Origin of the sequence: Lactobacillus kalixensis DSM 16043 (assembly GCF_001434335.1) — a bacterium.
GTDB lineage: Bacteria > Bacillota > Bacilli > Lactobacillales > Lactobacillaceae > Lactobacillus > Lactobacillus kalixensis.
Genome location: NZ_AZFM01000009.1, coordinates 22,980 through 48,594 on the forward strand (window position 1 = coordinate 22,980; position 25,615 = coordinate 48,594).

General features: G+C 37.7%; 24 protein-coding genes, 1 tRNA gene and 1 riboswitch. Of the genes, 20 read left to right on the forward strand and 5 right to left on the reverse strand.

Annotated elements, in window-relative coordinates:
* Positions 1–175: 175 nt before the first annotated feature.
* Genes opp3b through FC46_RS04075 form a run of 4 tightly spaced genes read left to right on the forward strand, consistent with a single transcriptional unit; the run spans position 176 to position 4,150 of the window.
* Entirely contained in the window at positions 176–1,105 is a 930-nt protein-coding gene (gene opp3b / locus FC46_RS04060; RefSeq protein WP_057798121.1) for an oligopeptide ABC transporter permease, read from the forward strand.
* Between the two features lie 6 nt (positions 1,106–1,111).
* Positions 1,112–2,143, forward strand: a complete 1,032-nt coding sequence (locus FC46_RS04065; RefSeq protein ID WP_057798124.1) for an ABC transporter permease — start codon at positions 1,112–1,114, stop codon at positions 2,141–2,143.
* A gap of 11 nt (positions 2,144–2,154) precedes the next feature.
* Positions 2,155–3,189 (forward strand): ABC transporter ATP-binding protein, encoded by a 1,035-nt coding sequence (locus FC46_RS04070; RefSeq protein ID WP_057798126.1) that lies wholly within the window; start codon positions 2,155–2,157, stop codon positions 3,187–3,189.
* A 19-nt stretch (positions 3,190–3,208) separates the two neighbouring features.
* Complete coding sequence (locus tag FC46_RS04075; protein WP_057798128.1) at positions 3,209–4,150, forward strand: ABC transporter ATP-binding protein; 942 nt, start codon at positions 3,209–3,211, stop codon at positions 4,148–4,150.
* Between the two features lie 99 nt (positions 4,151–4,249).
* Here the strand turns inward: FC46_RS04075 and FC46_RS04080 are convergent, their stop codons facing one another.
* Positions 4,250–5,443 carry an AEC family transporter gene (locus FC46_RS04080; protein ID WP_057798201.1) on the reverse strand — a complete coding sequence of 398 codons (1,194 nt, stop codon included), beginning with the start codon at positions 5,441–5,443 and terminating at the stop codon, positions 4,250–4,252.
* Positions 5,444–5,822: 379 nt separating this feature from the next.
* Here FC46_RS04080 and oxc point away from each other — a divergent pair, with 379 nt between their 5' ends.
* Both oxc and frc read left to right on the forward strand, forming a co-directional pair.
* Positions 5,823–7,523: an oxalyl-CoA decarboxylase gene (gene oxc, locus FC46_RS04085; protein ID WP_057798130.1), complete on the forward strand. Its 1,701-nt coding sequence runs from the start codon at positions 5,823–5,825 to the stop codon at positions 7,521–7,523.
* A 47-nt stretch (positions 7,524–7,570) separates the two neighbouring features.
* Positions 7,571–8,917, forward strand: coding sequence for a formyl-CoA transferase (gene frc, locus FC46_RS04090; RefSeq protein ID WP_057798132.1), 1,347 nt, complete (start codon positions 7,571–7,573; stop codon positions 8,915–8,917).
* Between the two features lie 80 nt (positions 8,918–8,997).
* Here frc and FC46_RS04095 read toward each other — a convergent pair whose 3' ends face one another.
* Together FC46_RS04095 and FC46_RS04100 are read right to left on the reverse strand one after the other, a co-directional pair.
* Positions 8,998–10,314 carry a C1 family peptidase gene (locus FC46_RS04095; RefSeq protein WP_057798134.1) on the reverse strand — a complete coding sequence of 439 codons (1,317 nt, stop codon included), beginning with the start codon at positions 10,312–10,314 and terminating at the stop codon, positions 8,998–9,000.
* 147 nt (positions 10,315–10,461) lie between these two features.
* Entirely contained in the window at positions 10,462–10,890 is a 429-nt protein-coding gene (locus FC46_RS04100) for an Hsp20/alpha crystallin family protein (protein WP_057798137.1), read from the reverse strand.
* A gap of 157 nt (positions 10,891–11,047) precedes the next feature.
* On the opposite strand from FC46_RS04100, the gene greA reads away from it, so the two are divergent.
* The 4 genes from greA (at position 11,048) to FC46_RS04120 (ending at position 14,048) form a co-directional block, all read left to right on the forward strand.
* Positions 11,048–11,509 (forward strand): transcription elongation factor GreA, encoded by a 462-nt coding sequence (gene greA / locus FC46_RS04105; protein ID WP_057798139.1) that lies wholly within the window; start codon positions 11,048–11,050, stop codon positions 11,507–11,509.
* Positions 11,510–11,633: 124 nt separating this feature from the next.
* Entirely contained in the window at positions 11,634–12,953 is a 1,320-nt protein-coding gene (locus FC46_RS04110; protein ID WP_057798140.1) for a Y-family DNA polymerase, read from the forward strand.
* Complete coding sequence (locus FC46_RS04115) at positions 12,946–13,320, forward strand: hypothetical protein (RefSeq protein WP_057798142.1); 375 nt, start codon at positions 12,946–12,948, stop codon at positions 13,318–13,320. Before FC46_RS04110 ends, FC46_RS04115 begins: the two co-directional genes overlap by 8 nt.
* A 68-nt stretch (positions 13,321–13,388) precedes the next feature.
* Positions 13,389–14,048, forward strand: a complete 660-nt coding sequence (locus FC46_RS04120; protein WP_057798144.1) for a CPBP family intramembrane glutamic endopeptidase — start codon at positions 13,389–13,391, stop codon at positions 14,046–14,048.
* 50 nt (positions 14,049–14,098) lie between these two features.
* Here the strand turns inward: FC46_RS04120 and FC46_RS04125 are convergent.
* Together FC46_RS04125 and FC46_RS04130 are read right to left on the reverse strand one after the other, a co-directional pair.
* A tRNA-Gly gene (locus FC46_RS04125) sits at positions 14,099–14,169 on the reverse strand.
* Positions 14,170–14,210: 41 nt separating this feature from the next.
* Positions 14,211–14,807 carry an SOS response-associated peptidase gene (locus FC46_RS04130; protein ID WP_057798147.1) on the reverse strand — a complete coding sequence of 199 codons (597 nt, stop codon included), beginning with the start codon at positions 14,805–14,807 and terminating at the stop codon, positions 14,211–14,213.
* A 122-nt stretch (positions 14,808–14,929) separates the two neighbouring features.
* On the opposite strand from FC46_RS04130, the gene trpS reads away from it, so the two are divergent.
* The 10 genes from trpS (at position 14,930) to purR (ending at position 25,590) form a co-directional block, all read left to right on the forward strand.
* Positions 14,930–15,958, forward strand: coding sequence for a tryptophan--tRNA ligase (gene trpS / locus FC46_RS04135; protein WP_057798149.1), 1,029 nt, complete (start codon positions 14,930–14,932; stop codon positions 15,956–15,958).
* Between the two features lie 12 nt (positions 15,959–15,970).
* The gene (locus FC46_RS04140; RefSeq protein ID WP_057798151.1) at positions 15,971–16,453 is read left to right on the forward strand and encodes a deoxycytidylate deaminase; all 483 of its coding nucleotides are present in this window, start codon (positions 15,971–15,973) and stop codon (positions 16,451–16,453) included.
* A 22-nt stretch (positions 16,454–16,475) separates the two neighbouring features.
* The gene (locus FC46_RS04145; RefSeq protein WP_236702289.1) at positions 16,476–17,051 is read left to right on the forward strand and encodes a TPM domain-containing protein; all 576 of its coding nucleotides are present in this window, start codon (positions 16,476–16,478) and stop codon (positions 17,049–17,051) included.
* Between the two features lie 51 nt (positions 17,052–17,102).
* Positions 17,103–17,266: riboswitch (M-box (ykoK) riboswitch) on the forward strand.
* Positions 17,267–17,348: 82 nt separating this feature from the next.
* Positions 17,349–20,042, forward strand: coding sequence for a magnesium-translocating P-type ATPase (gene mgtA / locus FC46_RS04150; protein WP_057798155.1), 2,694 nt, complete (start codon positions 17,349–17,351; stop codon positions 20,040–20,042).
* Positions 20,043–20,140: 98 nt separating this feature from the next.
* Entirely contained in the window at positions 20,141–22,117 is a 1,977-nt protein-coding gene (gene metG / locus FC46_RS04155) for a methionine--tRNA ligase (RefSeq protein WP_057798157.1), read from the forward strand.
* The gene (locus FC46_RS04160; RefSeq protein ID WP_057798159.1) at positions 22,117–22,884 is read left to right on the forward strand and encodes a TatD family hydrolase; all 768 of its coding nucleotides are present in this window, start codon (positions 22,117–22,119) and stop codon (positions 22,882–22,884) included. Before metG ends, FC46_RS04160 begins: the two co-directional genes overlap by 1 nt.
* Positions 22,871–23,440, forward strand: a complete 570-nt coding sequence (gene rnmV / locus FC46_RS04165) for a ribonuclease M5 (RefSeq protein ID WP_057798160.1) — start codon at positions 22,871–22,873, stop codon at positions 23,438–23,440. Before FC46_RS04160 ends, rnmV begins: the two co-directional genes overlap by 14 nt.
* The gene (rsmA, locus tag FC46_RS04170) at positions 23,430–24,314 is read left to right on the forward strand and encodes a 16S rRNA (adenine(1518)-N(6)/adenine(1519)-N(6))-dimethyltransferase RsmA (RefSeq protein ID WP_057798162.1); all 885 of its coding nucleotides are present in this window, start codon (positions 23,430–23,432) and stop codon (positions 24,312–24,314) included. The genes rnmV and rsmA overlap by 11 nt, the downstream gene beginning before the upstream one ends.
* A gap of 80 nt (positions 24,315–24,394) precedes the next feature.
* Positions 24,395–24,643, forward strand: a complete 249-nt coding sequence (locus FC46_RS04175; RefSeq protein ID WP_057798164.1) for a Veg family protein — start codon at positions 24,395–24,397, stop codon at positions 24,641–24,643.
* Positions 24,644–24,750: 107 nt separating this feature from the next.
* On the forward strand, positions 24,751–25,590 hold the full coding sequence (gene purR / locus FC46_RS04180) for a pur operon repressor (protein ID WP_057798166.1): 840 nt from the start codon (positions 24,751–24,753) through the stop codon (positions 25,588–25,590).
* Positions 25,591–25,615: the final 25 nt, after the last annotated feature.

Genomic DNA, 25,615 nt, shown 5'->3' on the forward strand with positions numbered 1-25,615 from the left:
GTAATATATTATTAAAATAAAACTAAATATATAAACAAATGAGAGAAAGAAATAAAAAGCGTTTCTCTTATTTTTTTAATTTTTTCGCACTTTTTCCTAGCAATTATTAATTTATTTGCTATAATAATAAAAAGATTAAATATGAATGTTAAATTAAAAATAAGGAGCTGTAAAAATGGCTAAATATTTATTAAAACGTATTTTTTACATGATCCTGACTTTGTTGATTGTTGCAACGGTAACTTTCTTCCTAATGAAGTTGATGCCGGGGTCGCCTTATGCTAACGAAGCAAAGATGACTAGTCAGCAGATTCAAATCATGAATGAGCAATATGGATTAAATAAGCCGATCTGGCAACAATATTTAATTTATATTGGTGGAATGCTTCACGGAGATCTCGGAACAAGTTTCCAATACAGCAACCAACCAGTTTCTTCTTTAATTTCTTCTAGATTAGGTGTATCTGCTCAACTTGGTTTACAAGCTTTGATTCTTGGTGTTGTCCTTGGTGTAATCGTTGGGGCAATTGCTGCTATGAGACAGGGTACTTGGATTGACTCAACCGCAACTGTAATTTCAGTTATTGGTAAGTCTGTTCCTAACTTTGTTTTGGCAGTACTTCTTCAATACTACATTGGTCTTAAATTAGGCTGGTTCCCAATTGCAGGCTGGGGTTCATTTTCAGCAACCATTTTGCCAACAATTGCTCTTTCCGTTGGACCACTTGCTGAAACAGCCCGGTTCATCAGAACAAGTATGGTTGACACTTTGAACACTGACTACATTGAACTTGGTAAGGCTAAAGGTCTTAGCAGAATGGAAGTTATCAGAAAGCACGCTTTACGTAACTCCTTAATTCCTTTAGTTACTTTAATTGGACCATATGCAGTTGCTCTTATGATTGGTTCAATGGTTATCGAAAACATCTTCAATATCCCAGGAATTGGTGAACAGTTCGTTAAGTCAATCTTAACGAACGACTACCCAACTATCATGGGAATCACAATGGTATATTGTGCCGGCTTGGTAGTAATCTTGTTGATTACTGATATTATCTACGGTTTGATTGATCCAAGAATTAGATTATCTGGAAGCGAGGCTTAGAATTTTATGGATGAAAAAGATTTAAATTTAAGTCCTGATGCCTTTGAACCTTTAACTAAAGATGAGGCTCAAGACAGCGAAAAAATTGCCGGGCCATCACTTTCATTTGGTCAAAATGTTTGGCTCAGATTTAAGAAGAGAAAGGCAGCAGTTTTATCTGCAATTGTTATTATTTTGATGGTGGTTGTAGCCTTCGGTTCTACGCCATTTATCAATAACTCCACCTTAGTTAAGTCACATCCTCAATATGCAAACTTACCACCTAAAGTGCCAGGGATGGATGCAATTGATGGTTTAAACGGTAAGATTAAGCAAAATGGTCAATGGGTTGATGCGTATGCACAAAACAATGTGCCAAAAAATAAGTACTTTTTAGCCGGAACTGACTACTTAGGTCGTTCACTTGGCCAAAGAATTGTTTATGGTACTAAGATTTCATTGATCGTTGCCTTAGTTGCAGCATTCTTCGACCTGACGATTGGGGTGGCCTACGGGATCATCTCGGGATGGAAAGGCGGGAGTGTCGATAACGTCATGCAGCGAATTATCGAAATCATCTCTTCAGTTCCTAACTTAATTATCGTTGTTTTAATGTTAGTGGTATTAAAGCCAGGTATTACTTCAATTATCTTGGCTATCGCCATCTCTAGTTGGACTACAATGGCTCGGCAAGTCAGGGCGGAGACGCTTAGTCTTAAAAATGAAGAATATGTTTTGGCAGCTAGATCACTTGGTGAATCAGGTTGGAAGATTGCAGTTAAGCACTTGGTTCCTAACCTTTCAAGTATCATCATTATCCAAACTATGTACACCATTCCAACTGCCATCTTCTTCGAAGCATTCTTAAGCTTCATTGGTATTGGTATTTCAGCTCCAGAAACCTCATTGGGTGTACTTCTTAACGAAGGTCAAAAGAACTTCCAATTCTTGCCATACCAAATGTGGTATCCAGCAATTGTCTTGTGTATTTTGATGATCGCCTTTAATTTACTTGGTGATGGTTTAAGAGATGCATTTGACCCAAGAGGACAGAGATAGGAGGAAATTAAATGTCAGAAAGAATTCTAGATGTTAAAAATTTGAAAATTGATTTCCATACCTATGCTGGTGAAGTTAAAGCGATTCGTGATGTTTCCTTCCACCTTGATGAAGGTGAAACATTAGCAATCGTAGGTGAATCTGGTTCAGGTAAGTCAGTTACTACTCGTAGTATTATTGGATTACTTGCTAATAATGCAAATATTGCCGGTGGTGAAATCAACTTCCACGGTAAGAACTTATTAGATTTATCAGAAAGAGAATGGCAAAAGATTCGTGGTAATGAAATTGCGATGATTTTCCAGGATCCAATGACCTCTTTGGACCCAACCATGAAGATTGGGCAACAAATTGCAGAACCTTTAATTAAGCACAAAGGTGTTTCTAAGAAGGAAGCTTGGGCTAAGGCCTTAGATATGATGAAGGCTGTAGGTATTCCTAATGCTGAAGAGCGAATTAATGAATATCCACACCAATTCTCAGGTGGTATGAGACAAAGAATCGTAATTGCGATTGCTTTGATCTGTGAACCTGAAATTCTATTAGCCGATGAACCAACCACTGCCCTTGATGTAACTGTTCAAGCCGAAATTTTGGACTTAATGAAGAGTCTTCAAAAGAGAGTTAAAACTTCAATTATTTTCATTACTCACGACTTGGGCGTTGTTGCAGGTATGGCTGATCGTGTTGCCGTAATGTACGCTGGTGAATTAATGGAATTTGGGACTGTTGATGAAATCTTCTACGATCCACAACACCCATACACTTGGGGCTTAATCAACTCAATGCCAACTTTGGACAGTAAGACTTTGGAATCTATTCCAGGAACTCCACCAGACTTACTTGATCCTCCTAAGGGTGATCCGTTTGCTCCGAGAAATAAATATGCAATGAAGATTGATATTGAGCGTAAACCGCCTTTATTTAAGATTACTGATACTCACTATGCAGCTACTTGGTTATTAGCACCAGGTGCTCCTAAGGTTGAACCACCTCTTGAAATTCAAAGACGCTGGAAAAAGTATCAAGAAATGCAAAAGAACTAGACAGTGAAAGGAGATTTTTATGCCAGAAAAGAAAAAAATTCTCGAAGTAAAGCATTTAAAACAATACTTCAAAAATGGGCGTACATTCACCAAAGCTGTCGATGATGTGAGCTTTGATATTTATGAAGGTGAAACCTTTGGTTTAGTAGGTGAATCTGGTTCAGGTAAGACTACGACTGGTCGTTCAATTTTACAATTATACAATCCAACTAGTGGCGAAGTGATTTTTGAAGGCAAAAACGTTGAGAATTTAAAATCACGTAATGATAAATTAAAGTTTCGTCGTGATGCCCAAATGATCTTTCAGGATCCATATGCTTCTTTGAATCCTAGAATGACAGTTGAAGACATTATCGCTGAAGGATTAGATATTCATAATTTAGTAAATAGCAAGGAAGAACGTCGTCAAAGAGTTGAAGAATTGCTTGAAACTGTTGGCTTGAACAAGAGTCATGCTAGTCGTTTTCCACATGAATTCTCCGGTGGTCAACGTCAAAGAATTGGGATTGCACGTGCTTTAGCAGTAGAACCTAAATTTATTGTTGCCGATGAACCAATTTCAGCCTTGGATGTTTCAATTCAAGCGCAAGTTGTTAACTTAATGATTGATTTGCAAAAAAAGCACAGCTTAACTTACTTATTCATTGCCCATGACTTATCAATGGTTAAGTTTATTTCAGACCGAATTGGGGTTATGCACTTTGGTAAATTACTTGAAGTAGGACCAGCCGATGCCGTATATGACACCCCTTTACATGACTATACTAAGAGTTTGATTTCAGCGGTCCCAATACCAGACCCTGAAATCGAACGCACACGCCAGCGAATTGACTATGATGCTGAAGAAGAAAACGATGGTAAAGAAAGAACTTTACATGAAATCACACCAGGTCACTTCGTGCGTTGTGCAGATGACGAAGTTGCACACTACAAAGAAGTTGCAGCTAGTTATAATAAATAATTTTTAATTTCTTTTTCTTAACTTTCAATACACACAAATAACACAAAACAGCGCATTAGCATGAAAATTTGCTAGTGCGCTGTTTGTTTTTTATTGATATTAAAGAATGTGTGCCAAAACTGGTAGGAACCAAATCCAGAAAATACAGCTGACAGCAAAGGCAACTGTTGAGATAGCAACTGAACTGGCACCCTCTTTAACGTAGATATTATAACGACTTGAAATAATGATTCCAGAAAATGCAGGTGGCAAAGCTGTTGCCATACAAAGTAGTGAAATCTTAGCTGGGTCAGATCCCATTCCGAAAAGATATGCAGCAGCAACTATGATTGCTGGTGTCAAAAATAGACGGAAGAAGGTGTTCCAAATGGCTTCTTTATCAATTGAAAACTTAACTGTTGAAAGGGCTAGACCAGCGGCTAAAACAGCAACACCAGAGTTTGCCTTGGCAATTAAATCAAATGATGGAGCCCAAGAAGCTGGAATGTGCAAACCAAGTAATACCAAAATTACAGCAATTAATGGTGCAGCAGCAACTGGTTGCTTAACGGCGTTGACAATTGATGTCCACATTGAGTTCTTGTCAGCTTCTTTTTGTTTGCTTGTGCCGGCATGATCTTTAAGCTCAGCTTCAACTAAGTCAATTTCACGCTTAAGACCTTTTTCACCCAAGGCTTTTGCTTCAGCATCAGTAACAGGGATGTCTGAATTTGTATCGATGTGATTAAGGTGTTCTTTACTAATTACGTATTGTCCTTCCTTCACATCTTTAGCGCGGTGTTCTTGCAACTTCTTGATACTATCAGGATTTGCTTTAGCTTTAACTTCGGCTTGACCTTTGTTAATTAAAGCTAATCCGATTGGGATAGTAATAGCATTAACAACGATTGAAACAATCCCGATTACCAAGTTAGTGGTAACACTGTTACCATAAATTGGATCCAAAACGGCGAACCCTAAGAAACCGATTGTTGGTGAACCAGCAATCAACGCACAAACTGCAGCTTCTTGGGTCGTCCGGTGAAACATTGCTTTATCTAAGAAATAACTTAATAAAAACAGTCCTGTAACACCGAAGATTGAAATTAACGTTAAAACAATATCTTGAGCAAACATACTTCTTGTTGCTTTAACAATTGAAATAAATAATGCGGCAGGTAAAGCAATATTTAAGACTAATTTGTTAAGTCCTTGTCTTTGATCGTTATCAAAGAAGCGAAACTTACCGCAGACATAACCTAAAATCATGATGACAAGGATTGGAATGATGTCATTGACTAATATGGTTTTCATTTTTCGCATCCCATTCTTTCTTTATTAAAGGGTTTTAAACAAAAGGAAAGGGACACTATATTCATATGGTTAATTTTATATCTATCATATGATAATTCAATTACTTTTTATTAATATAATTGAATATATTGCCAGCAATGTGTGAAAAAGGCACTAGGACTGAGCGTAAATTTAATTACAAAAAATCATAAAAAAACGCTAGAATTCAATAACGACTGCTATTTATAGAAAATGATGAAAATACTAAATAATAAAAATTACATATATTAAAAATTCTAAAATAAGATTAATTTGCAAAGTTAGATTTAAAGAGTACACTTGGCAGTGAGGAACACTATATTCATATAAAAAACACTTTCTAAGAAAAAGAGGAAAAAAGATGGAAGATAACACAGCATATAGTGGCGCTGACTTGTTGATTGACGCTCTTCAAGCTAACGGAATTAACAACATGTATGGTATTGTAGGTATTCCTGTTACTGATTTCGCGCGTTTAGCAGAAATCAAAGGAATGAAGTTCTACGGATTTAGACGTGAAGATGCCGCAGTTGATGCTGCAGCAGGTGCTGGTTTTATTACTGGCAAACCTGGCGTTGCTTTGACTGTTTCTGCTCCTGGATTTTTGAATGGATTAACTGCTTTAGCTCAAGCTACTGAAAACTCATTCCCATTGATTATGATCTCTGGTTCATCTAGTCGTCACATTATCGACATGGGGCGTGGTGACTACGAAGGTATTGACCAATACAATCTTGCTAAGCCTTTCTGTAAGGCCGCATATCGCGTTGACCGTGCTCAAGATATGGGATTAGCTGTTGCTCGTGCTGTTAGAACAGCAGTTAGTGGTCGTCCTGGTGGTGTTTATCTTGATCTTCCTGCCGCAACGATCTCTGATACTGCTACTAAGGCTGAAGCAAACATTTTTGAACCTGTTGAACCAGCTTTAGCTCAGTATCCATCAGATGCTGCAATTAATCGAGCAGTTTCATTATTAAAGAATGCTAAACATCCAGCTATTATTATTGGTAAAGGTGCAGCTTATGCTCGCAGCGAAAATGAACTTCGTGAATTAGTTGATAAGACTAATATTCCATTCTTACCAATGTCAATGGCAAAAGGTGTTATTCCAGATAATTCAGTTCATACTGCTGCTTCAGCTCGATCATTTACATTAAGCAACGCTGATGTAATTATGCTTGTTGGTGCAAGATTGAATTGGATGCTTTCAAACGGTGAGGCACCATTATTCAATCCAAATACTAAATTTATTCAAATTGAAATTGATGCAACTGAATTTGACTCTAACCGTAAGATTGATGCTCCACTTCAAGGTGACATTAAGTCTGTCTTAGAAAAATTAGTACCTGCTGCTGAAAAAGCAGGTGTTAAGGCTCCTCAAGATTGGTTAGATCAAGTTAAGGCTGAAAGCGATAAGAACAACGCTAAATTTGCTAAGATTATTGAAGCTTCACACAAGTCTGATACTCTTGGCTACTTTGGTGCTATTACTCCAATTAATGAAATTTTACAAGAACATCCTGATACTTATATCGTAAGTGAAGGTGCTAATGCATTGGACGATGGGCGTAATTTAGTTGGTATGAACCTTCCTCGTCACCGTCTTGACACTGGTTCTTGGGGCGTTATGGGTGTTGCTTTAGGCTACGGTATTGCTGCAGCTGTTGAAACTGGTAGACCAGTTATTGCTATTGAAGGTGACAGTGGCTTTGGCTTTGACGGAATGGAAGTTGAAACTATTTGCCGCTACAACTTACCAATTACGATCGTTATTATCAACAACGGTGGTATTTACAATGGTGATAGAAACCCAGTTAAAGACCAACTCGGTCCTACTGTTCTTAGCCACTCTGCACGCTATGAAGAAATTGCCAAAGCTTTTGGTGGAAATGGCTATCGTGTAAATAACTATGCTGAAATGAAGAAGGCTTTAGACGAAGCTTATGCTTCAAAGAAGCCAACTGTTATTGACGCTCAAATTCCTGTTTCAATGGGTAAGGAATCTGGTCACATTGGTAATTTGAATCCAGAACTTGACCTAGATCCTGCCAAGAATAAGTAAAAATTTTAATTAAACAAATTAATATTAACTAATGGGAGAAAAATAAAATGGCTGAAACTAATGAAGATTACGCACCATTAAAAGGTATTAAAATTGTTGACTGGACCCAAGTACAATCAGGCCCATCATGTACTCAATTATTAGCATGGCTTGGTGCTGAAGTTATTAAGATTGAACGTACTAACACTGGAGACCCAACTAGAAACGAACTTCTTGATATTCAAGATTCATGGAGTCTTTACTACTTACAATTAAATGCTAACAAGAAGTCATTGACTCTTAACATTAAGTCTCCAGAAGGTAAGAAGATCATGTACGACCTTTTGAAGAAGGCTGATGTCTTTGTTGAAAATGTTCGTCCAGGTGCTGCAGATCGAGCAGGTTATGGCTGGGACACTGTTCACAAGCTTAATCCAAGATTAATTATGGCATCACTTAAAGGCTTTAATGAAGGATCACGTTTTGCCAATGTTAAGGCTTTTGAACCAGTTGCTCAAGCTGCTGGTGGTGCTGCTTCAGCTACTGGTTGGAATGATGGTGAATACAATGTTCCAACTCAATCAGCTGCTGCTTTGGGTGACTCAAACTCAGGGATGCACCTTGCAATTGGTATTTTAGCTGCTTTAATGCAACGTGAACGTACTGGCGAAGGTACTTTTGTTTACCAATCAATGCAAGATGCTGTCTTGAACCTCTGCCGTATCAAGTTGCGTGACCAACTTATGCTTGATAACCTTGGTGCTCTTCCACACTACGCAGTATATCCTGACTACAATTGGGGTAAAGCTATTCCTCGTGCCGAGAACACTGAAGGTGGTCAAGTTATTGGCTGGACTTACAAGGCTAAAGGTTGGGAAACTGATCCTAATGCTTATGTTTACATTGTTGTTCAAAACAGTAACAAGTCATGGGAAGCAATTTCTAATGTAATGGGGCATCCAGAATGGATTACTGATCCACGTTTTGTTGACTGGCAACACCGTCAATTGAATAAAGAAGACCTTTACAAGTGCATCGAAAGCTATACTAAGAACTACGATAAGTATGAATTAACTAAGACTTTAGGTGAAGCTGGAGTTCCAGTTGGTCCAGTTCTTGATTGGCATGAACTTGAAAATGATCCTGACTTAAACGAAGATGGTACGATTGTGACTATCGATCAAGGTGGTAATCGTGGTAAGTTCAAGACTATTGGTTTACCATTTACTTTGGCCAACTACAAGCCTGACTACAAGCGTGCACCAGACTTGGGTGAAAACAATAAAGAAATTTTAGCTTCACTTGGTTATGATCCAGATCAAATCGAAAAATTAACCGAAGAAGGCGTAATTTCTAAGGTGGCAACTCCTAAGAATCCACGTGTTCAAGTTATTAAGGGTAAAGATAACGAATAAATTCAGTAATGAAGTATAAAAATAACCTTCAAAATTCAAATTGGATTTTGAAGGTTATTTGTTTTCTTTTTAACTTTTTATTAAGCTAATGAATCCCAAAGTGGTAAGTCAGTGATTTCACCTTCGGCAAGCTTCTTTTGTTCAGCGGTCAAATACTTCTTGTGGACAACAACTTCGTAAACGTATTCGTTGAACCAATCATTGTTCATAACGTAGTAACCTTTTTCACCGCTCTTGTCACCCCATGAGTTTTCAACTTTCCATTGACGAACTTCACCGTTGTCTTCATCAACACCGACTAAGGTCATAGCGTGAGAAACTTCACCAACACCGGTGCGAAGACGATCAGCCTTACTCATGTTAAGGTCAACGCCAAATAAATCATTTAACTTGTACAAGTTAGTATCTAAGTAACCAGTCTTACGGTCCATTTGACGAAGAACATCGTTACCAAACCATACAGCTTCGCCGTCCTTTAATTGAGCGCTTGCAGCTTGAGTTAAGTATTCCATTGGTACATTCAAAAGCTTGATTCTGTATGAGCCTTCGATGTTGTCTTCACCTGGCAAACCATATAGCTTGTCATATTCGTGATCTGGAGCGTTAGTTAAGACCACATAGTCGTTCCAGTCAAGATCAGCTAAATACTTGTGGACAAATTCAAGTGGGGTAAGATTCTTTTCTAAGTGATACTTCTTATCGTCATCACGATATTCAAGATCAAAAGTCTTAGGTGGTTCACCAACAGCAATTGCAGTCATGCGGTAAACTTCACTTAAGAATTTTTTACGCATTTTTTCGATTTCGTCATCTTTGCCATCTTGCTTTAATTTACGTAAAACTAAGGCATCTTTCTTAAGCTTGTCACCAAGAGCGGTTGCAAAACCAGTGGTGTCATTAGTGTTGAAAGTTTCAGGCATTGCATATGAAGGTACTAAGCCGTATTTTTCTACTAAAGCAGCACCCATGTGGAATTGACCACCATCGGCTCCTGCAAAGTCTAAGTCAGCTTTAACTTCACGCGAGTCAAGAGGCTTGTCAGCGGTTTTTAAGATGTTGTCGTAGAAAATGTTAGCGCGTTCGATCTTGTCCCAGAAAAAGTTGTAAGCTTGTGAGAAAGTGAAATTCTTAGCCTTATACTTTTTACCGAAGAAGTGACGAGCAATGTTGAGTGTAGAGAATAACCAGCAACGACCAGAGTGCTTTTGGTTAGTTACATTGTCAGTATCAAGCTCGGTTGAGAAGACGCGGGTTAATTCACCTTGAACGCGGTCATTATATGAAGCTTCAAGTACACCGCTACGTTGTGCAGCACGAGCAATGACTTGGTTTTCAGGATTATTGTTAAATTCTTGTGAAAATTCATCTAATTCTTGAAGAGTTAATTTATGTGACATAGAATGCTCCTTTTTAATTTTTTCTTAAACTAACTCCATTTTATTCCTATTTTGAGCAAAAGAAAAGCAGACCTTTAATAGTCTGCTTTTCCCAGAGAATTATAAAATTGTTAACTTATAGGGACTTCTTGCATATTAATCTATAAGTTAATCTATTTGAATTGAACTGTTATTGCTATCAGCAGTTTGCTTAGGCAAATTAATAGTCAATACACCATTATCATACTTTGCATGAATCTTGTTTGCAACTACATTTGGAAATCTGTAACTACGAGAAACATGTCCTTCGCTTCTTTCTTGGTGAATAACGTTATCTTTTTCGTTGTTTAAGTCCTTAATGGTCTTTCTGTTACTTGAGACAGTTAAAACGTTATTACTGTAATTTAACTTGATTTCGTCTTTCTTAAGACCAGGCATATCGATCTTGACCGTATATTCCTTGTCATTTTCAGTGACGTCTGATTGCATCATGTCGCTGATTTCATTGTCATCAAAGAAGTTCTTTGGAAAACCAAACCAGTCGTTCATTGCATCAAACATATCATTTCTGCGACGATCTATCATTTCATTTGCCATAGTAAAACTTCCTTTCTTTACACTGATTATTGTAGAAGCTTTTCATAAAAATTAAACTATTTAGCACTCGAAAGCATATAGTGCTAATTTTTGAACTTTACAGGTTGTTGATCTTTTTCTAAAATCAAATCAAATAAAAAAGTGAAAGTGCAAAAAAATGGTATATTATCAAAAAATGACCCCAGAAGGGTACAAACAAATTGAAGATGAAATTGCAAGATTAAAGAAGGATCGTCCTCGAAGAATTAAAATTTTGCAGCAAGCCCGGGCTCTTGGCGACTTATCTGAAAATACTGAGTATACAGAGGCTAAGCACGATTTAGGGCACCTACAAAGCCGTCTGCGCTATTTGGATAAGCAACTAAAGTATGCGGAAGTAATTGAGCAAAAAAACGATGGTAAGGTCAATATGGGCACGACAGTGGTATTAAAGTTTGATGATGATAATGAAACGGAAGAATACAAGGTGGTTGGTAGGATGGAAGCAGATTTGGCTGCTGGCAAAGTTTCATTTGATTCGCCATTGGGCCAAGCAATTATGAAGCAAGAAGCGGGTGTAACTGTGACGGTTGAAGCACCGGCAGGTAGTTATCAAGTGACAATCATCAGTGTTAAATAAGGAAAATTGAATATTAAGATGAACAGGCGAAAGTCTGTTTATTTTTTTACAAATTTTTATTGCTTTTCAAAACGTTTGTTCTTATAATATTTATAACGAACGAATGTTTAAAGAGGTGAAGCCGATGTATGATTATCGATATGAACCCCACAGGGTAATCTTCATGATTGATAACAAATCATTTTTTGCTAGCTGTGAAGCCTTGCGCTTGGGTCTTAATCCAATGAAGGCGGCTTTGGCCGTTGTTTCGCAGCAGCCTAATTCGGATTGGGGATCGGGCTTGATCATGGCAGCTTCACCGCTTGCTAAGAAGAAGTATGGGTTGAAAAATGTGATGCGGGCACGGGATTTGCCTGATTTAAGAAAAGCGCCAGACTTGAAGATTGTTGAGCCACACATGAATTTATACATCAAGCGCAGTATGCAGATACTTAATATTTTCAAAAAATATGCGGCTGATGAAGATATACATGTGTATTCAATCGATGAGAGTATGATCGATATGACCAAGTCTTGGCACCTATTTGGCGATGATCCTTATTATGTTGGCCGTAGGATTCAAGAAGATATTCGTAACACTTTAGGTTTTTATACAACCTGCGGAATCGGTGAGAATCCACTGCTAGCTAAACTTGCTATGGATATTTCTGCTAAGCATCGCACCTCAATGATTGATTATTGGCATTATATTGATGTCCCTGACACGATTTGGAAAATTTCCAAATTAGAAGATGTTTGGGGGATTAATACGCGGACAGCTGAACATTTGAGAAGGATCGGCATTAACAATATGTATGAATTGGCCCACACTGATCCTGATATTTTGAAAAAAGAATTTGGAGTGATTGGCGAGCAATTATTTGCTATGAGTTGGGGCGTGGATCGCAGTATTATTAGCCACAAGTATTTCCCGCAGAATAAAAGTTATGGCAATTCTCAAGTATTAACTCGTGATTATCTCGATCAGCGGCAGATTGAGATTGTAATTCGTGAAATTGGCGAACAAGTCGCAGCGCGAATTCGTGCTTATGGCTTAAAAGTAGGAAGAATTGGCTTATTTGTTGGATATTCTTTTAAAGAGCGCGAGAATGGGGACCGTCGTGGCGGCTTTAGAATTCAGCAGAAGATTACGCCGACCAGCAACAATGATGAATTAGTACGCGAATTGCATGCACTATTTAGGAAAAAGTGGCATGGTGAAGCTGTTAGAACAATTGGAGTTGATTATAGTCAGCTCAATCCGGATCTTGACCAACAACTTAGCTTTTTCATGACGCCTGAACAAGAGATTAAGAAGCGCAATTTTGACATGACGGTAGATAAAATTCGTAAAAAATATGGCTTTGCAAGTTTAGTGAAGGCATCAAGCTTACTTGAAGGAGCAACCGCAATTAGGCGCAGTATCTTAGTTGGTGGACATAATGGTGGTAATGCATATGAGTGATTTTGATCGCAAAGTTGAACTATTTTTTAAAAATTATCAAGATCGCGGAATGAAGAAGTGGGCTGGCTTTTTTCTAAGTGACCATACCCTGAAAATCAATAAAGATCAGGCTAAGCAAAAAATTGTTCATCATAAGAAGGAAACGATGCCACTTGTCGAAATTGGTGATCTCTTGTTTAAAGCCTTTAGCGAGCATCGCTATGTGGAAATTCAGCTAAAGGAATTAGATGGCGAGGGTGAATTTAAAGACTGTCTGAGTGGTTTTGTTGAAGGCTATTATGGAAGCATGATTATGGTTTCTGGGCAAAAAATTGATTTAAATAATATTAATCATATTAGCTTGTCACAAAATAATTTGCATAGTTAAGCCATTAATTCAGTTTTTTTGCTATAATGTATATTTTAGATACGTAAATATGCATAGGAGTGAAAGTCGTGAATACACCTGAATCAAGAGAAGGCAACTTGATTCGCTACCTCGTTTATTTCGTAAGCTATTTATTAGCTGCCGGCGTGGTGAAATTAGTTACTTTAAAAAATCCGTTGCGAGTTTGGGATATTATTTTATTTGTCTTAGTTGCCGCAATGGTTCTCTTATTTTATATATATCGCTTTAATCGTGAACAGAGATTTTTTGAAAGTCGCAAGTGGCCATGGCTTGGAGATTTAGGGCTAATTATTGGATTAACATTACTAGTAACGGGATTACGAGTCCTGGTGATGTACTTACAGACATATAAGTATGTTAATTTATATGGCTTTCAAGAGATGTATTTAAAACAAGAAAACATCCATATGTTTTGGTTCTTAATCGTGGCAGAAGGAATTGTTATGCCGATTTTGCAAGAATTTTTAGCAACAGGATTTGTCTTTAATTATGCCTTTAGAGGAAATTCTAAAGCTACAGCATTATTTGGAATGTTAGTATCAGGCTTGATATTTAGCGTGCTTAATTTCCAATTTTCACTCCCACTGTTTTTAATTGAAACTTGTTTTGGTGCATTTTTTGCTTGGTCATATTTGTATACTCAATCAATCTGGATGCCTATTTATCTAGCTGTTGTCAGTGGAATTCTTAGAATAATTATGATTTAAATATAAAAAAGAACTGAGATGATAATTCAATCTCAGTTCTTTTTTTATTAAGCGGATAGCGTGAATCGAACCCGCATCTTCAGCTTGGGAAGCTGACGTTCTACCATTTAACTATACCCGCATTACCTGTTTATTTTACCATGTATAGCAGGCGAAACCAAATTATTTTTTCTTAGGCATTTTTCTAACGGTTAAATCAAAATCGCTTCGATCAATTAAACTGGTGAAGTTTTGAAACAACCATCGGCGCAGTTCGTCAGGCTTGAGTACTAATGGCATGCGATTGTGAACAGGAGACATTGACGCATTAGGCTCAGTTGTCACCATGGCGAAGTGGTCGCCGTCATAAATCCCCGCAATTAAAGTCAAAGGATGGTCTGGATCTGCAAAAGAAAATTTTTCGTGATACTTTTTATTGTTCACTTGATATGTTTTCTTGCTGTATTCAAAAAAGTTTTGAGCCACAATTAAGCAACGCTGGCGAGCAAAAGATTGATCCCACATTGAAGGCTTTTCTTCATAAAAACGTTCAATACGTGCGTTAAATAAAGGCTTGCCGTCAACTGGGCTAGGGTAGCCCCACTTTTTTTGAACCAGTTTTAATTCGTCATCTTGATAAAGCAAGATTGGTGCGGGTTCATTTGGAAAAATATCCTGCTCGTCGCTACTGAAATCTGGCTTTTTTAATGGTAAATCTAAGTCTTGTGTGAGATATTGCTGAATCTGGCGTAAACTTGGCAGACTAAATTGATTGCACATACTGATACCCCTTTTCCTAATTACTAGGATAGTTTAATCGAAATCGTTTTTTTGTTAGAATTAGAATAATTATAAAAATATTAATGAGAATCAAACAATTAAAAAGAATGTGAGGAATTATTATGGCAAAGGAGATTATGCTTACAGGTGATCGACCAACTGGTAAATTGCATATTGGTCACTATATTGGTTCATTAAAGAATAGAGTTAAGCTTCAAAATGAAGGTAAATATGATCCTTATATCATGATTGCGGACACACAAGCTTTAACTGATAATGCCCGCGATCCTGAAAAGATCCAAAACAGTTTAATTCAAGTTGCCCTTGATTATTTAGCTGTTGGTCTTGATCCAGCTAAGTCAACCATTTTTGTCCAATCACAAATTCCAGCCTTATTCGAATTGACTGCTTACTACATGGACTTAGTTACTGTTGCTCGTCTTGAAAGAAATCCGACTGTTAAGACTGAAATTAAGCAAAAGGGCTTCAAGGACTCAATTCCAGTTGGTTTTTTGAATTATCCAGTTTCTCAAGCTGCAGATATCACCGCTTTTAAGGCAAGCATTATCCCAGTTGGTGATGATCAAGAGCCAATGATTGAACAGACCCGTGAAATCGTTAGAACGTTCAACCGCGTTTACGACTGCGATGTGTTAGTTGAACCAAAGGGTTACTTCCCACCAAAGGGTTCAGGGCGTCTTCCCGGTCTTGATGGCAATGCCAAAATGTCTAAATCATTAGGCAACGCGATTTACTTATCTGATGATGCTAAGACTGTGCAAAAAAAGGTTATGTCAATGTACACTGACCCTAACCATATTCACGTTGAAGATCCAGGTCAAGTTGAAGGTAATACCGTCTTTACTTACCTTGACGTCTTTGATCCAGATAAGGATAAGGTTGCTGAACTTAAGGAAGAATACCAAAAGGGTGGTCTTGGTGACGTAAAGATCAAGCGCTACTTGAACAAGGTCTTGGAAGCAGAGCTTGCACCAATTCGTGAACGCCGTGAAAAGTATGCTCAAGATACTGACAGTGTTTATGAAATGTTAGTTGAAGGCTCAAAGAAGGCAAACGAAAAAGCAAATGAAACTTTAGCTGAAGTTAGAAATGCAATTGGTTTGAATTACTTCGGCAAATTTGATAAGTAAGAGGGCAGTAAAATGCGCGATCGAATTCCTTGGAAACAATATTTTATGATGCAGGCCTTAGTCATTGCTCAACGTTCAACCTGCAATCGGGCTTTGGTCGGCAATGTTTTAGTTAAAGAAAATCGCATTATTGGAACAGGCTATAATGGGTCAGTATCTGGACAGCCACACTGTGATGATGTCGGCCACCAGATGGTTGATGGTCACTGCGTTAGAACCATTCACTCAGAAATGAACAGTCTCATTCAATGTGCTAAAAATGGTGTTTCAACTGATGGCACTGAAATTTATGTAACGCATTTTCCTTGTTATAACTGCACTAAAGCCTTATTGCAAGCTGGGGTTAAGAAGATAAACTATTATTTTGATTATCACGATAATCCTTTAGCCATCGACTTATTACATGACAGCGGAGTACCATATGAGCAAATTAAAATCGATCGAAAATACGTTGAGGGCTTGGCACATAAGCTTGAAGAAGACGAAAATAACTAACTTTGTAGGAGCCTTAGCTTTAATGTTAGTGTTTGTAACAATGAGTGGGTTTGTCCAACCTAATATCGTTGACGATGCGCATATTATTGATAAGCAAACACAACAATTAATCAATGAAAAAAATAATCGCTACTTGCAAAATAAAGAACAGCCGCAGATTGCTGTGATTACAGTTAAACGACTGAATAAGTTAACGCCCAAGCATTTAGATCAAATAAAGAGAACAGCCTTTATCGTTGTAGGGCAAAAGGGGAAGAAGCGTAATGTGCAAATTTATTCAACTAAAGATTTGCACGCGGCTTTTACTGCGGAGTCACGAATGAATATTATTCGCGCGGCAAGTAAAGAATTACGGAGTCAAAAAAATTCTGAGTTCAATAAAGGACTACGCTTTGTTTTCCGAGCTTGTGCAACAAAAATTGATATGCAATATCAATATTCACTAGATAAGTATGACTTATCACAATCTGAGCAAGACAAAATTGATCATCCGCGTCGAGTGGCCTTGCCAATTGCGCTTGCCTTAGTAGTGATAGTTGTCGCTTTGATGTATTTCTTTAGAAGAATTCGTTCTAATAATCCAAATAGTCGTCAATAATATTTGACGAGTAGTTACTGTTTGGATTACACTACCAATTGAATAATTTAGCAAATAAACTGTTAGGTGAGACTCCTACGTGAACACACGCTATCGCCCAGAAACATCTAGAGATGCCAACGGGGCAAATAGGTGTCGTCGACTTAAGGCGAGATCCAGATAGCTAGCATGTGCTTACGTCACGTAGTGTTAAAACTGAACGACGAGTTATATGAAGCCTTGTTTGGCATGAAGTCACTTGCAGTTTTTGTAAGTGGCTTTTTTAGTTTGTTTGCTCGAAAAACGAGGGGGAAAAAGATGCTAAATCTAAACAAAAAGAACCAAAGTGTAGTAAATCTACGCTTAGTCCAAAGAATTGCCAGAGAATCTCGAGCAGAAACACTAGCAAGATTGCATGTTAGTGCCGAAGGATTATCAACTAAGCAAGCCAATATTAATCGTGAAGAATATGGCTCTAATGAAATAGCAGCTCCTAAGAATAATTCTAAGTTGAGATTTTTAGCAGAATCTTTTATTACGCCATTCACGATTGTTTTGTTCATATTAGCAGCAGTTTCTTTGTTCACTGACTATATTTTTGTTCCAGCTAATCAAAAAGATTTGAGTACAGTGATCATCATGCTGGTCATGGTGCTTATTTCTGGCATCACTAGTTATGTGCAAAATGTTAGAACTTCTAATGCTGTTGATGATTTGCTCAGCATGGTATCAGTAACTACCAATATTAGACGGGATGGCCAAGATCAAGAATTACCAACTAGTGATGTAGTAGTAGGAGATATCATCAATTTGGCTGCTGGTGACATGGTTCCTGCCGATATGCGTTTGCTTAAGAGTAAAGACTTGTTTTGCTCATCAAGCTCACTCAACGGTGAATCAAATCCGGTTGAAAAAATAGCTACTAAATTTCCAAAAATTGGCGGCGATAAGGACTATCTAGACTATCCTAATGTCCTTTATGAAGGAACAACGATTGTTTCTGGTTCCGGTACAGGGGTTGTTTTTGCGACAGGGAACCGGACACTTTTTGGAAAACTTGCTCAAGATATCTCTAAAAATAATTTAAAGCAAACAACTTTTGATAAAGGAATTAAAGACATTTCCAAACTATTGATCACAATGACTGCCGTAATTGCACCGTTAGTTTTTTTGATCAATGGTTTGACTAAGGGAGATTGGATCAATGCGTTAATTTTTGCCATTGCAACAGCGGTTGGTTTAACTCCGGAAATGTTGCCAGTAATTGTGACTTCCAATTTGGTTAAAGGATCAGTTGAAATGTCCAAGCATGGCACAATTGTCAAGAAGATGAATTCTATTCAGAATTTTGGCTCTGCTGATATTCTGTGTACCGATAAAACAGGTACATTGACTCAAGACAAAGTTGTTTTAGAGCGCCACTACAATATGGATATGAAAGAAACTAAACGGATTTTGGAGCTTTCGTATTTAAATGCATATTATCAAACAGGAATGAAAGACTTGATTGATGAGGCGGTAATTGATGCGGCAGGTGATGAGCTAGATGTTAGTGAAATCCAGCGTGATTATAATAAAATCGATGAAATTCCATTCGATTTTACTCGCCGGCGCATGAGTGTTGTGGTTGCTAATTCTGATCAAAATCACGGCAAACACCTCTTGGTAACCAAAGGTGCAGCAGAAGAAATGCTGGAAGTTTCTTCCAAGATAGAAAAAGATGGGCAAATCGTATCGTTAACCGATGATAGAAAAGAAGAAATCTTAAAGCAGATTAATTCAATGAATGAAGACGGCTTTCGTGTTATTTTGCTAGGCTATAAAGAAAATCCAGCTCCTGTTGGTGAATTCTCAGCTAAAGATGAAACTGATTTAACTTTGGCTGGTTACCTAGCCTTTCTTGATCCACCAAAAGAAAGCGCAAAGGCTGCTTTAGCTAAGCTTCATCGGGATGGAATTACTGTTAAGATTTTGACTGGCGATAACGAAGCAGTTACTCGTGCAGTTGGCTTGCAAGTAGGGTTGAACGTTGATCTTGTTTATTCAGGGGCAGATCTTGAGGATAAGAGTGATGAAGAATTATCAAAAATGGTGGAAGACTGCAATATTTTCGTTAAGTTATCACCAGAATTAAAGACCAAGATTATTGAAGTCTTAAAGGAAAATGGTCATACTGTTGGCTACATGGGAGATGGCATTAATGATGCTCCTGCAATGAAGGCAGCTGATGTGTCAATTTCTGTTGATACTGCTGTTGATATTGCTAAGGAATCAGCTGACATTATCTTGCTTCACAAAGATCTGAACGTGCTAGAAAAAGGCGTAAGAATCGGTCGAAAAGTTTTCGGCAATACAATGAAATATATTAAGATTACCTTGTCATCTAACTTTGGTAATATCTTATCGATTTTGATTGCTTCATCATTTTTACCATTTTTACCAATGTTGCCTTTGCAACTCTTAATTCTTGATTTGCTTTATGGTACTAGTTGTCTGTCCATTCCATTTGATAAAATGTCTGAACATTATTTGGAACAACCAAGAACTTGGTCGACTAAGAAGCTGCCAAAATTTATGTTTTACTTTGGTCCGACTTCTTCGATTTTTGATATTATAACGTTCACTTTACTGTTCTTTGTTGTTTGTCCACATGTTGTTGGTGGCAGTTTCTTAACTTTATCTGCAGCTAAACAAGCAGAATTTATTATTCTGTTTCATACTGGCTGGTTCATTGAAAGTCTTTGGACACAAGAAATGGTTATTCACGCTTTACGCGATAAGCGTTTGCCGTTTATTCAGCAACGTGCAACTTTACCAGTCTTGCTAGCAACTTTTGGTGCAGCAATTATTGGTAGTGTGATGCCATTTATTGAGCCACTTGATAAGGCGCTAGACTTTGGTATTTTGCCAAAGTACTACTTGTTGATAGTTATAGGGTTATTAGTTGCTTATATTTTGTTAACAACGGTCGTTAAGGCATTTTATATGCGCAAAGAAGAGTTTTTAATTTGACGAAAAAGGAATTTCCCTCAGGGAATGCCTTTTTTTGTTTGACTTGTTGATGGTATGATAGATATTAAGACTAAAATCAGTTAAAGGAGTAATTATTAATGGCTGAAAAAGATACTTTTTATATTACAACCCCAATTTATTATCCGTCTGGCAGATTAACGATCGGTAATGCTTACACTACAATTGCAGCTGATACAATGGCTCGTTACAAGCGTAGCCAAGGCTTCGATACTTTCTTTTTAACTGGTACTGATGAACACGGTTTAAAGATTGAACAAAAAGCTGAGGCACAAGGAATTAAACCTCAAGAATACGTAGATAAGATGGCAGATTCATACAAGAAATTGTGGAAGAGTCTTGATATTTCTTACGACAAGTTCATTAGAACTACTGATGAAGAACACGTTAAGGCTGTTCAAAAGATTTTTGAACGTCTTTTAAAACAAGGCGACATCTACTTAGGCGAATATACCGGTTGGTACTCAGTTGAAGATGAAGAATACTTTACTGAGTCACAACTTAAAGAAGTTTATCGAGATGATGAAGGTAACGTTATTGGCGGTATGGCTCCAAGTGGTCACGAAGTTCGTCTTGTTAAGGAACCTTCATACTTCTTCAAGATGAGCAAGTACGCTGATAGATTGATGGAATACTACAAGGAACATCCTGAATTTATCTTGCCAAATTCTCGTGAAAAAGAAATGGTTAACAACTTCATTAAGCCAGGTTTGGAAGACTTATCAGTAACTCGTACTACAATTGACTGGGGAATTCCGGTTCCAAGTGATCCAAAGCACGTTGTTTATGTTTGGATCGATGCACTTTCAAACTATATTACTGCTTTAGGTTATGGTTCAGATGATGACTCACTCTTTAAGAAGTACTGGCCTGCTGATGTTCACTTGGTAGGTAAGGAAATTGTCCGCTTCCACACTATTTACTGGCCAATTATGCTTATGGCACTTGATTTACCACTTCCAAAGCACATCATCGGTCACGGTTGGGTCTTAATGAGAGATGGTAAGATGTCTAAGTCCAAAGGTAACGCAGTTTACCCAGAATCACTTACTAGCCGCTATGGTGTTGACCCACTTCGTTACTACTTGATGCGTGCACTTCCATTTGGCGCAGATGGAATTTTTACACCAGAAGACTTCATTGATCGAATCAACTTCGACTTAGCTAACGACTTAGGTAACTTGTTGAATAGAACTGTTTCAATGATTAACCAATACCAAGCTGGTCACGTTGATCCACTTCCAGTAGGTCAAGATAAGTTTGGTAAGGACTTAGATGATACTGCCGCTAGCGTGATTTCTGAATACAGAGAATACATGGATTCATTGCACTTCTCCCAAGCTTTAGACAGTATTTGGAAGCTTGTTTCTCGTGCTAACAAGTATATTGATGAAACTACTCCTTGGACTTTGAATAAAGAAGGCAAGACTAAAGAACTTTCACACGTAATGTCTAACTTGGCTGAAAGCTTGCGCTTAATTGCAGTTATGATCGAACCGGTAATGACAGAAACTGCACCTAAGATGTTCGAACAACTTGGTCTTAATTGGGAAGATGAAAGCCAAAGAAACTTAGCCTTTAATGACTTTGGCTGGGGAGTTAAGGTAATTGAAAAGGCTAAACCAATTTTCCCAAGACTTAAAGCTGATGAAGAAATTAAGTACATCAAGGACGAAATGGCTAAGGCTAAACCTAAGAAGACCACTAGAAGTGAACAAAAACAAAGCAATGAAATCACTATCGATGATTTTGATAAGGTAAAGATCCAAGTTGGTCAAGTTTTATCAGTAGAACCAGTTAAGGGTTCAAGCAAGCTGTTGATGTTCAAGCTTGATTTTGGTGATGGCAAGGAACGTCAAATTCTTAGTGGTATCCGTAAATTCTACCCAGATGCAAGTGAGTTGCTTGATAAGAAAGTCTTAGCTGTAACTAACTTGAAGCCTCGCAAGATGCTTGGTCATCTTAGTGAAGGGATGCTTTTGTCTAGTGAAAAAGACGGCAAGATCAAGTTAGCTATCGTAGGCGATGAACACGCAAATGGAGCAGAATTAGGCTAATGGAGTTAATCGATAATCATACGCACTTAAATGATGAACCATTTCGCGGTAAGGAAGAATTTTACCTTGAAAAGGCGCGTTCATTAGGTGTTACTAAGATGATTTGTGCAGGGCAAGACCCTGAATTTAATGATCGAGCAATCGATTTAGCCCAGCGCTTTGACAATGTTTATGCAATGGTGGCATATTGTCCTGATGTTGCTAAAGACTTTGATCAAGCAGCAGAAGATAAGTTGATTGAACAACTTCAGATGCCTAAGGTAGTTGCATTAGGCGAAGCTGGTCTTGATTATTATTGGGATGAATCGCCGCGTGACAAGCAGCGTGAAGTTTTTAGGCGGCAAATTGAGATTGCACATGATCTTAAGATGCCAATTGATATCCATACAAGAGATGCGTTTGATGATTGCTACAAGATTTTGAAAGAAAGTAATCTTGAATATGGAGCAATTTTGCATAATTTTAATGGTGGAGTTAATTGGTTGAATAAGTTTTTAGATCTTAATGTCTATTTCTCATACTCTGGTGTTGTTTCATTTACTAAGGCAGTTGAAGTACATGAATCTGCCCAAGCTATACCGATGGACCGCTTAATGATAGAAACTGATGCGCCATACTTGACTCCTAAGCCATATCGCGGCCGTCAAAATGAACCAGGCTATGTACGTTATGTTGCTGAAGCGATTGCTAAATTGAGAGATATTAGTCTTGAAGAAGTAGCAAACGCAACTTATGAAAATACTGTGAGAGTTTATGATCTTAAATAAAAAGAATTTCAATGCAGTTGTAGTTGTAGAAGGAAAAGATGATACGATTCGTTTAAAGCAGTTTTTTCCGGGAATTGAGACAATTGAAACTAACGGCTCAGCTGTATCTGAAGTAGTTTTATCTGAACTGAAAAAATTAAGTAAGAGTCGAGAGATTATTATTTTTACTGACCCGGACTTTAATGGTGAACGAATTCGTCGAATTGTGACTGAAGCAGTGCCAAGCGCTAAGCAGGCCTTTATCACTCGTAAAGAAGGCGAACCAGAAAAAAGGGGCAATAGTTTAGGAGTTGAACACGCTTCAAAAGAAGCACTTGAGCGTGCTCTTAGTGATTTACACGAAGTTGAAGAACGCCAAAGTGATCTAACTGAAGAAGACTACCGCCGATTAGGTCTAGCTGCAGGAGCAGGTTCTAAGCAACTGCGTGAGCGCGTTGGCGCAATTTTGAGCGTAGGCTATGGTAATGCAAAAACTTTTTATAAGCGGCTAAATACTTTTGGTATTAGTCTTGATGAATTAACTCATGCGGTTGAGGAGGCAAACAGTGGTAAATAAAATTCCAATTGGTTCTCCAGTTAGAACTCAAGCAATTGTTAATCGTTATTTTGTTAAAGCAAAAAAGAATTTAGGTCAAAATTTCTTGGTTGATATGGATGCCATTATGGGTATCGTGCATGCTGCTGACGTTGAGCCAGGTGATCAAATCATTGAAATTGGACCTGGGATCGGTTCTTTAACTGAGCAACTTTTGCTTGCTGGTGGGAAAGTTTTTGCTTATGAAGTTGATGATTCTTTACCTGAAATTTTGAAAAATGAATTACCAGCTAAGATCGATGGTGAGGACTTAGACCAGCGCTTCAAGATTATGTTGAAGGATGTTTTGAAGGCTGATTTTGAAACAGATTTGAGCGGGTTCTTTGATTTATCCAAGCCCGTTAAAGTTGTGGCTAACTTGCCATACTATATCACTACACCGATTATTTTTGCTTTAGCGGAAAGTGGTTTGAACTTTACTAGCTTAACTTTGATGATGCAAAAAGAAGTTGCAGAGCGTCTTGAAGCAGATCCGGGTAGTAAGGAATTTGGACCATTAACAATTGCCGTTAAGACGCAGCTTGAAGTTAAGCTTGCTTTAAACGTTAACCATAATTCTTTCATGCCTAAGCCTAAGGTAGACTCAAGCGTTGTTGTTTTAATCCCGCTTAAAGATAAGCCAAAAATCGCTAATCGTAAGCACTTTAATTGGGTAGTTAAGATGTGTTTTAGCCAGAGAAGAAAGACTTTAAACAATAATTTGAAGACACTGATTCCTGATGCTGATAAGAGAGCGGAATTAATTGCTTCTCTAGGTGTAAAGCCAACTGTTCGTCCTGAAGATTTGACAATTGAACAATTTATTCAAATTGCAAAAACAGTTCCAGAAAAATAGAATAGATAGTTTACAGCTTTGTGAAAGACTTGCTATGATAATAAAGTTGTGGTAAAATCGATCCAAAGGAGCTGTTTTATTTGTCATCATCGATTATCACGATTAAAAATAAGTTGGATTCTCACTTAGGCGAATCCCTAACGATTGTAGCTCAAGCGGGACGTAAGAAAATTACTAAAAGACGTGGGGTTTTAAAAGAAACTTTCCCTGCAGTCTTTGTAGTTGAATTGGATCAAGATCAAAATAATTTTGAACATGTTTCTTACAGTTATACGGATCTTTTAACTAAGAACATTGCTTTAGAATTTGATAATGAAGCTGAAGCTTAATAAAAAAGTGAATAAAATTTATCACTAACATCAAAATGTTAGTGATTTTTTTTAGCTTTTAGAGTATATTTGTTTAAGATAAAAACAAACATTAGAAAGGAAACAAGATGAAACGTTCAGAAAGATTAGTGGACATGACCAAATATTTAATGGAACGTCCGCACACCTTGATATCACTACCATTTTTTGCTAAGCGTTATGATGCTGCCAAATCATCAATCTCTGAAGACTTAGCTATTTTGAAACACACTCTAGCAAGCAACCAAGACGGAATTTTGGAAACTGTAGCAGGTGCTTCCGGAGGTGTCCATTATATTCCGTACTTAGGTCAAAAACATGCTGACAAGTATTTATCCGACTTAGCATCCCGAATTGAAGATCCAAGTCGAATTTTACCAGGTGGCTTTGTCTACTTATCTGATGTTTTGGGCAATTCTCAAGACTTACGCCGCATTGGTGAATTAATTGCGACTCGCTATGCTTATTCAGACGTTGATGCTGTGATGACTATTGAAACTAAAGGTATTGCTTTAGCACAAGCTGTTGCACGTTATCTTAATGTTCCTTTTGTGACTGCAAGAAAGCGTTCAAAAGTAACGGAAGGTGCCACTGTTTCTGTTAACTACATTTCATCGTCATTAGATCGTGTTTCGAAGATGGAGTTGCCAACTAGAGCATTGCCTAAGGGATCTAACGTTTTAATCGTTGATGACTTTATGAAAGGCGGCGGAACTTTAACGGGGATGGAAGGCTTAGTTAAAGAATTCAGCTGCACTGTTGCTGGCGTTTGCGTACTTTGCGAAGCAGATTTTGATAAGCAAAAATTGATCGACAATTACATTTCTTTGATCAAGATTAGTAAGATCGATACTCAAAAACGAATTATCTTAGCTGAACCAGGCAACTTTTTGAGTGAGACTGATTTTAGTCGTTTTCAAAATAAATGATATACTTATATCTAGTTTTGAAATT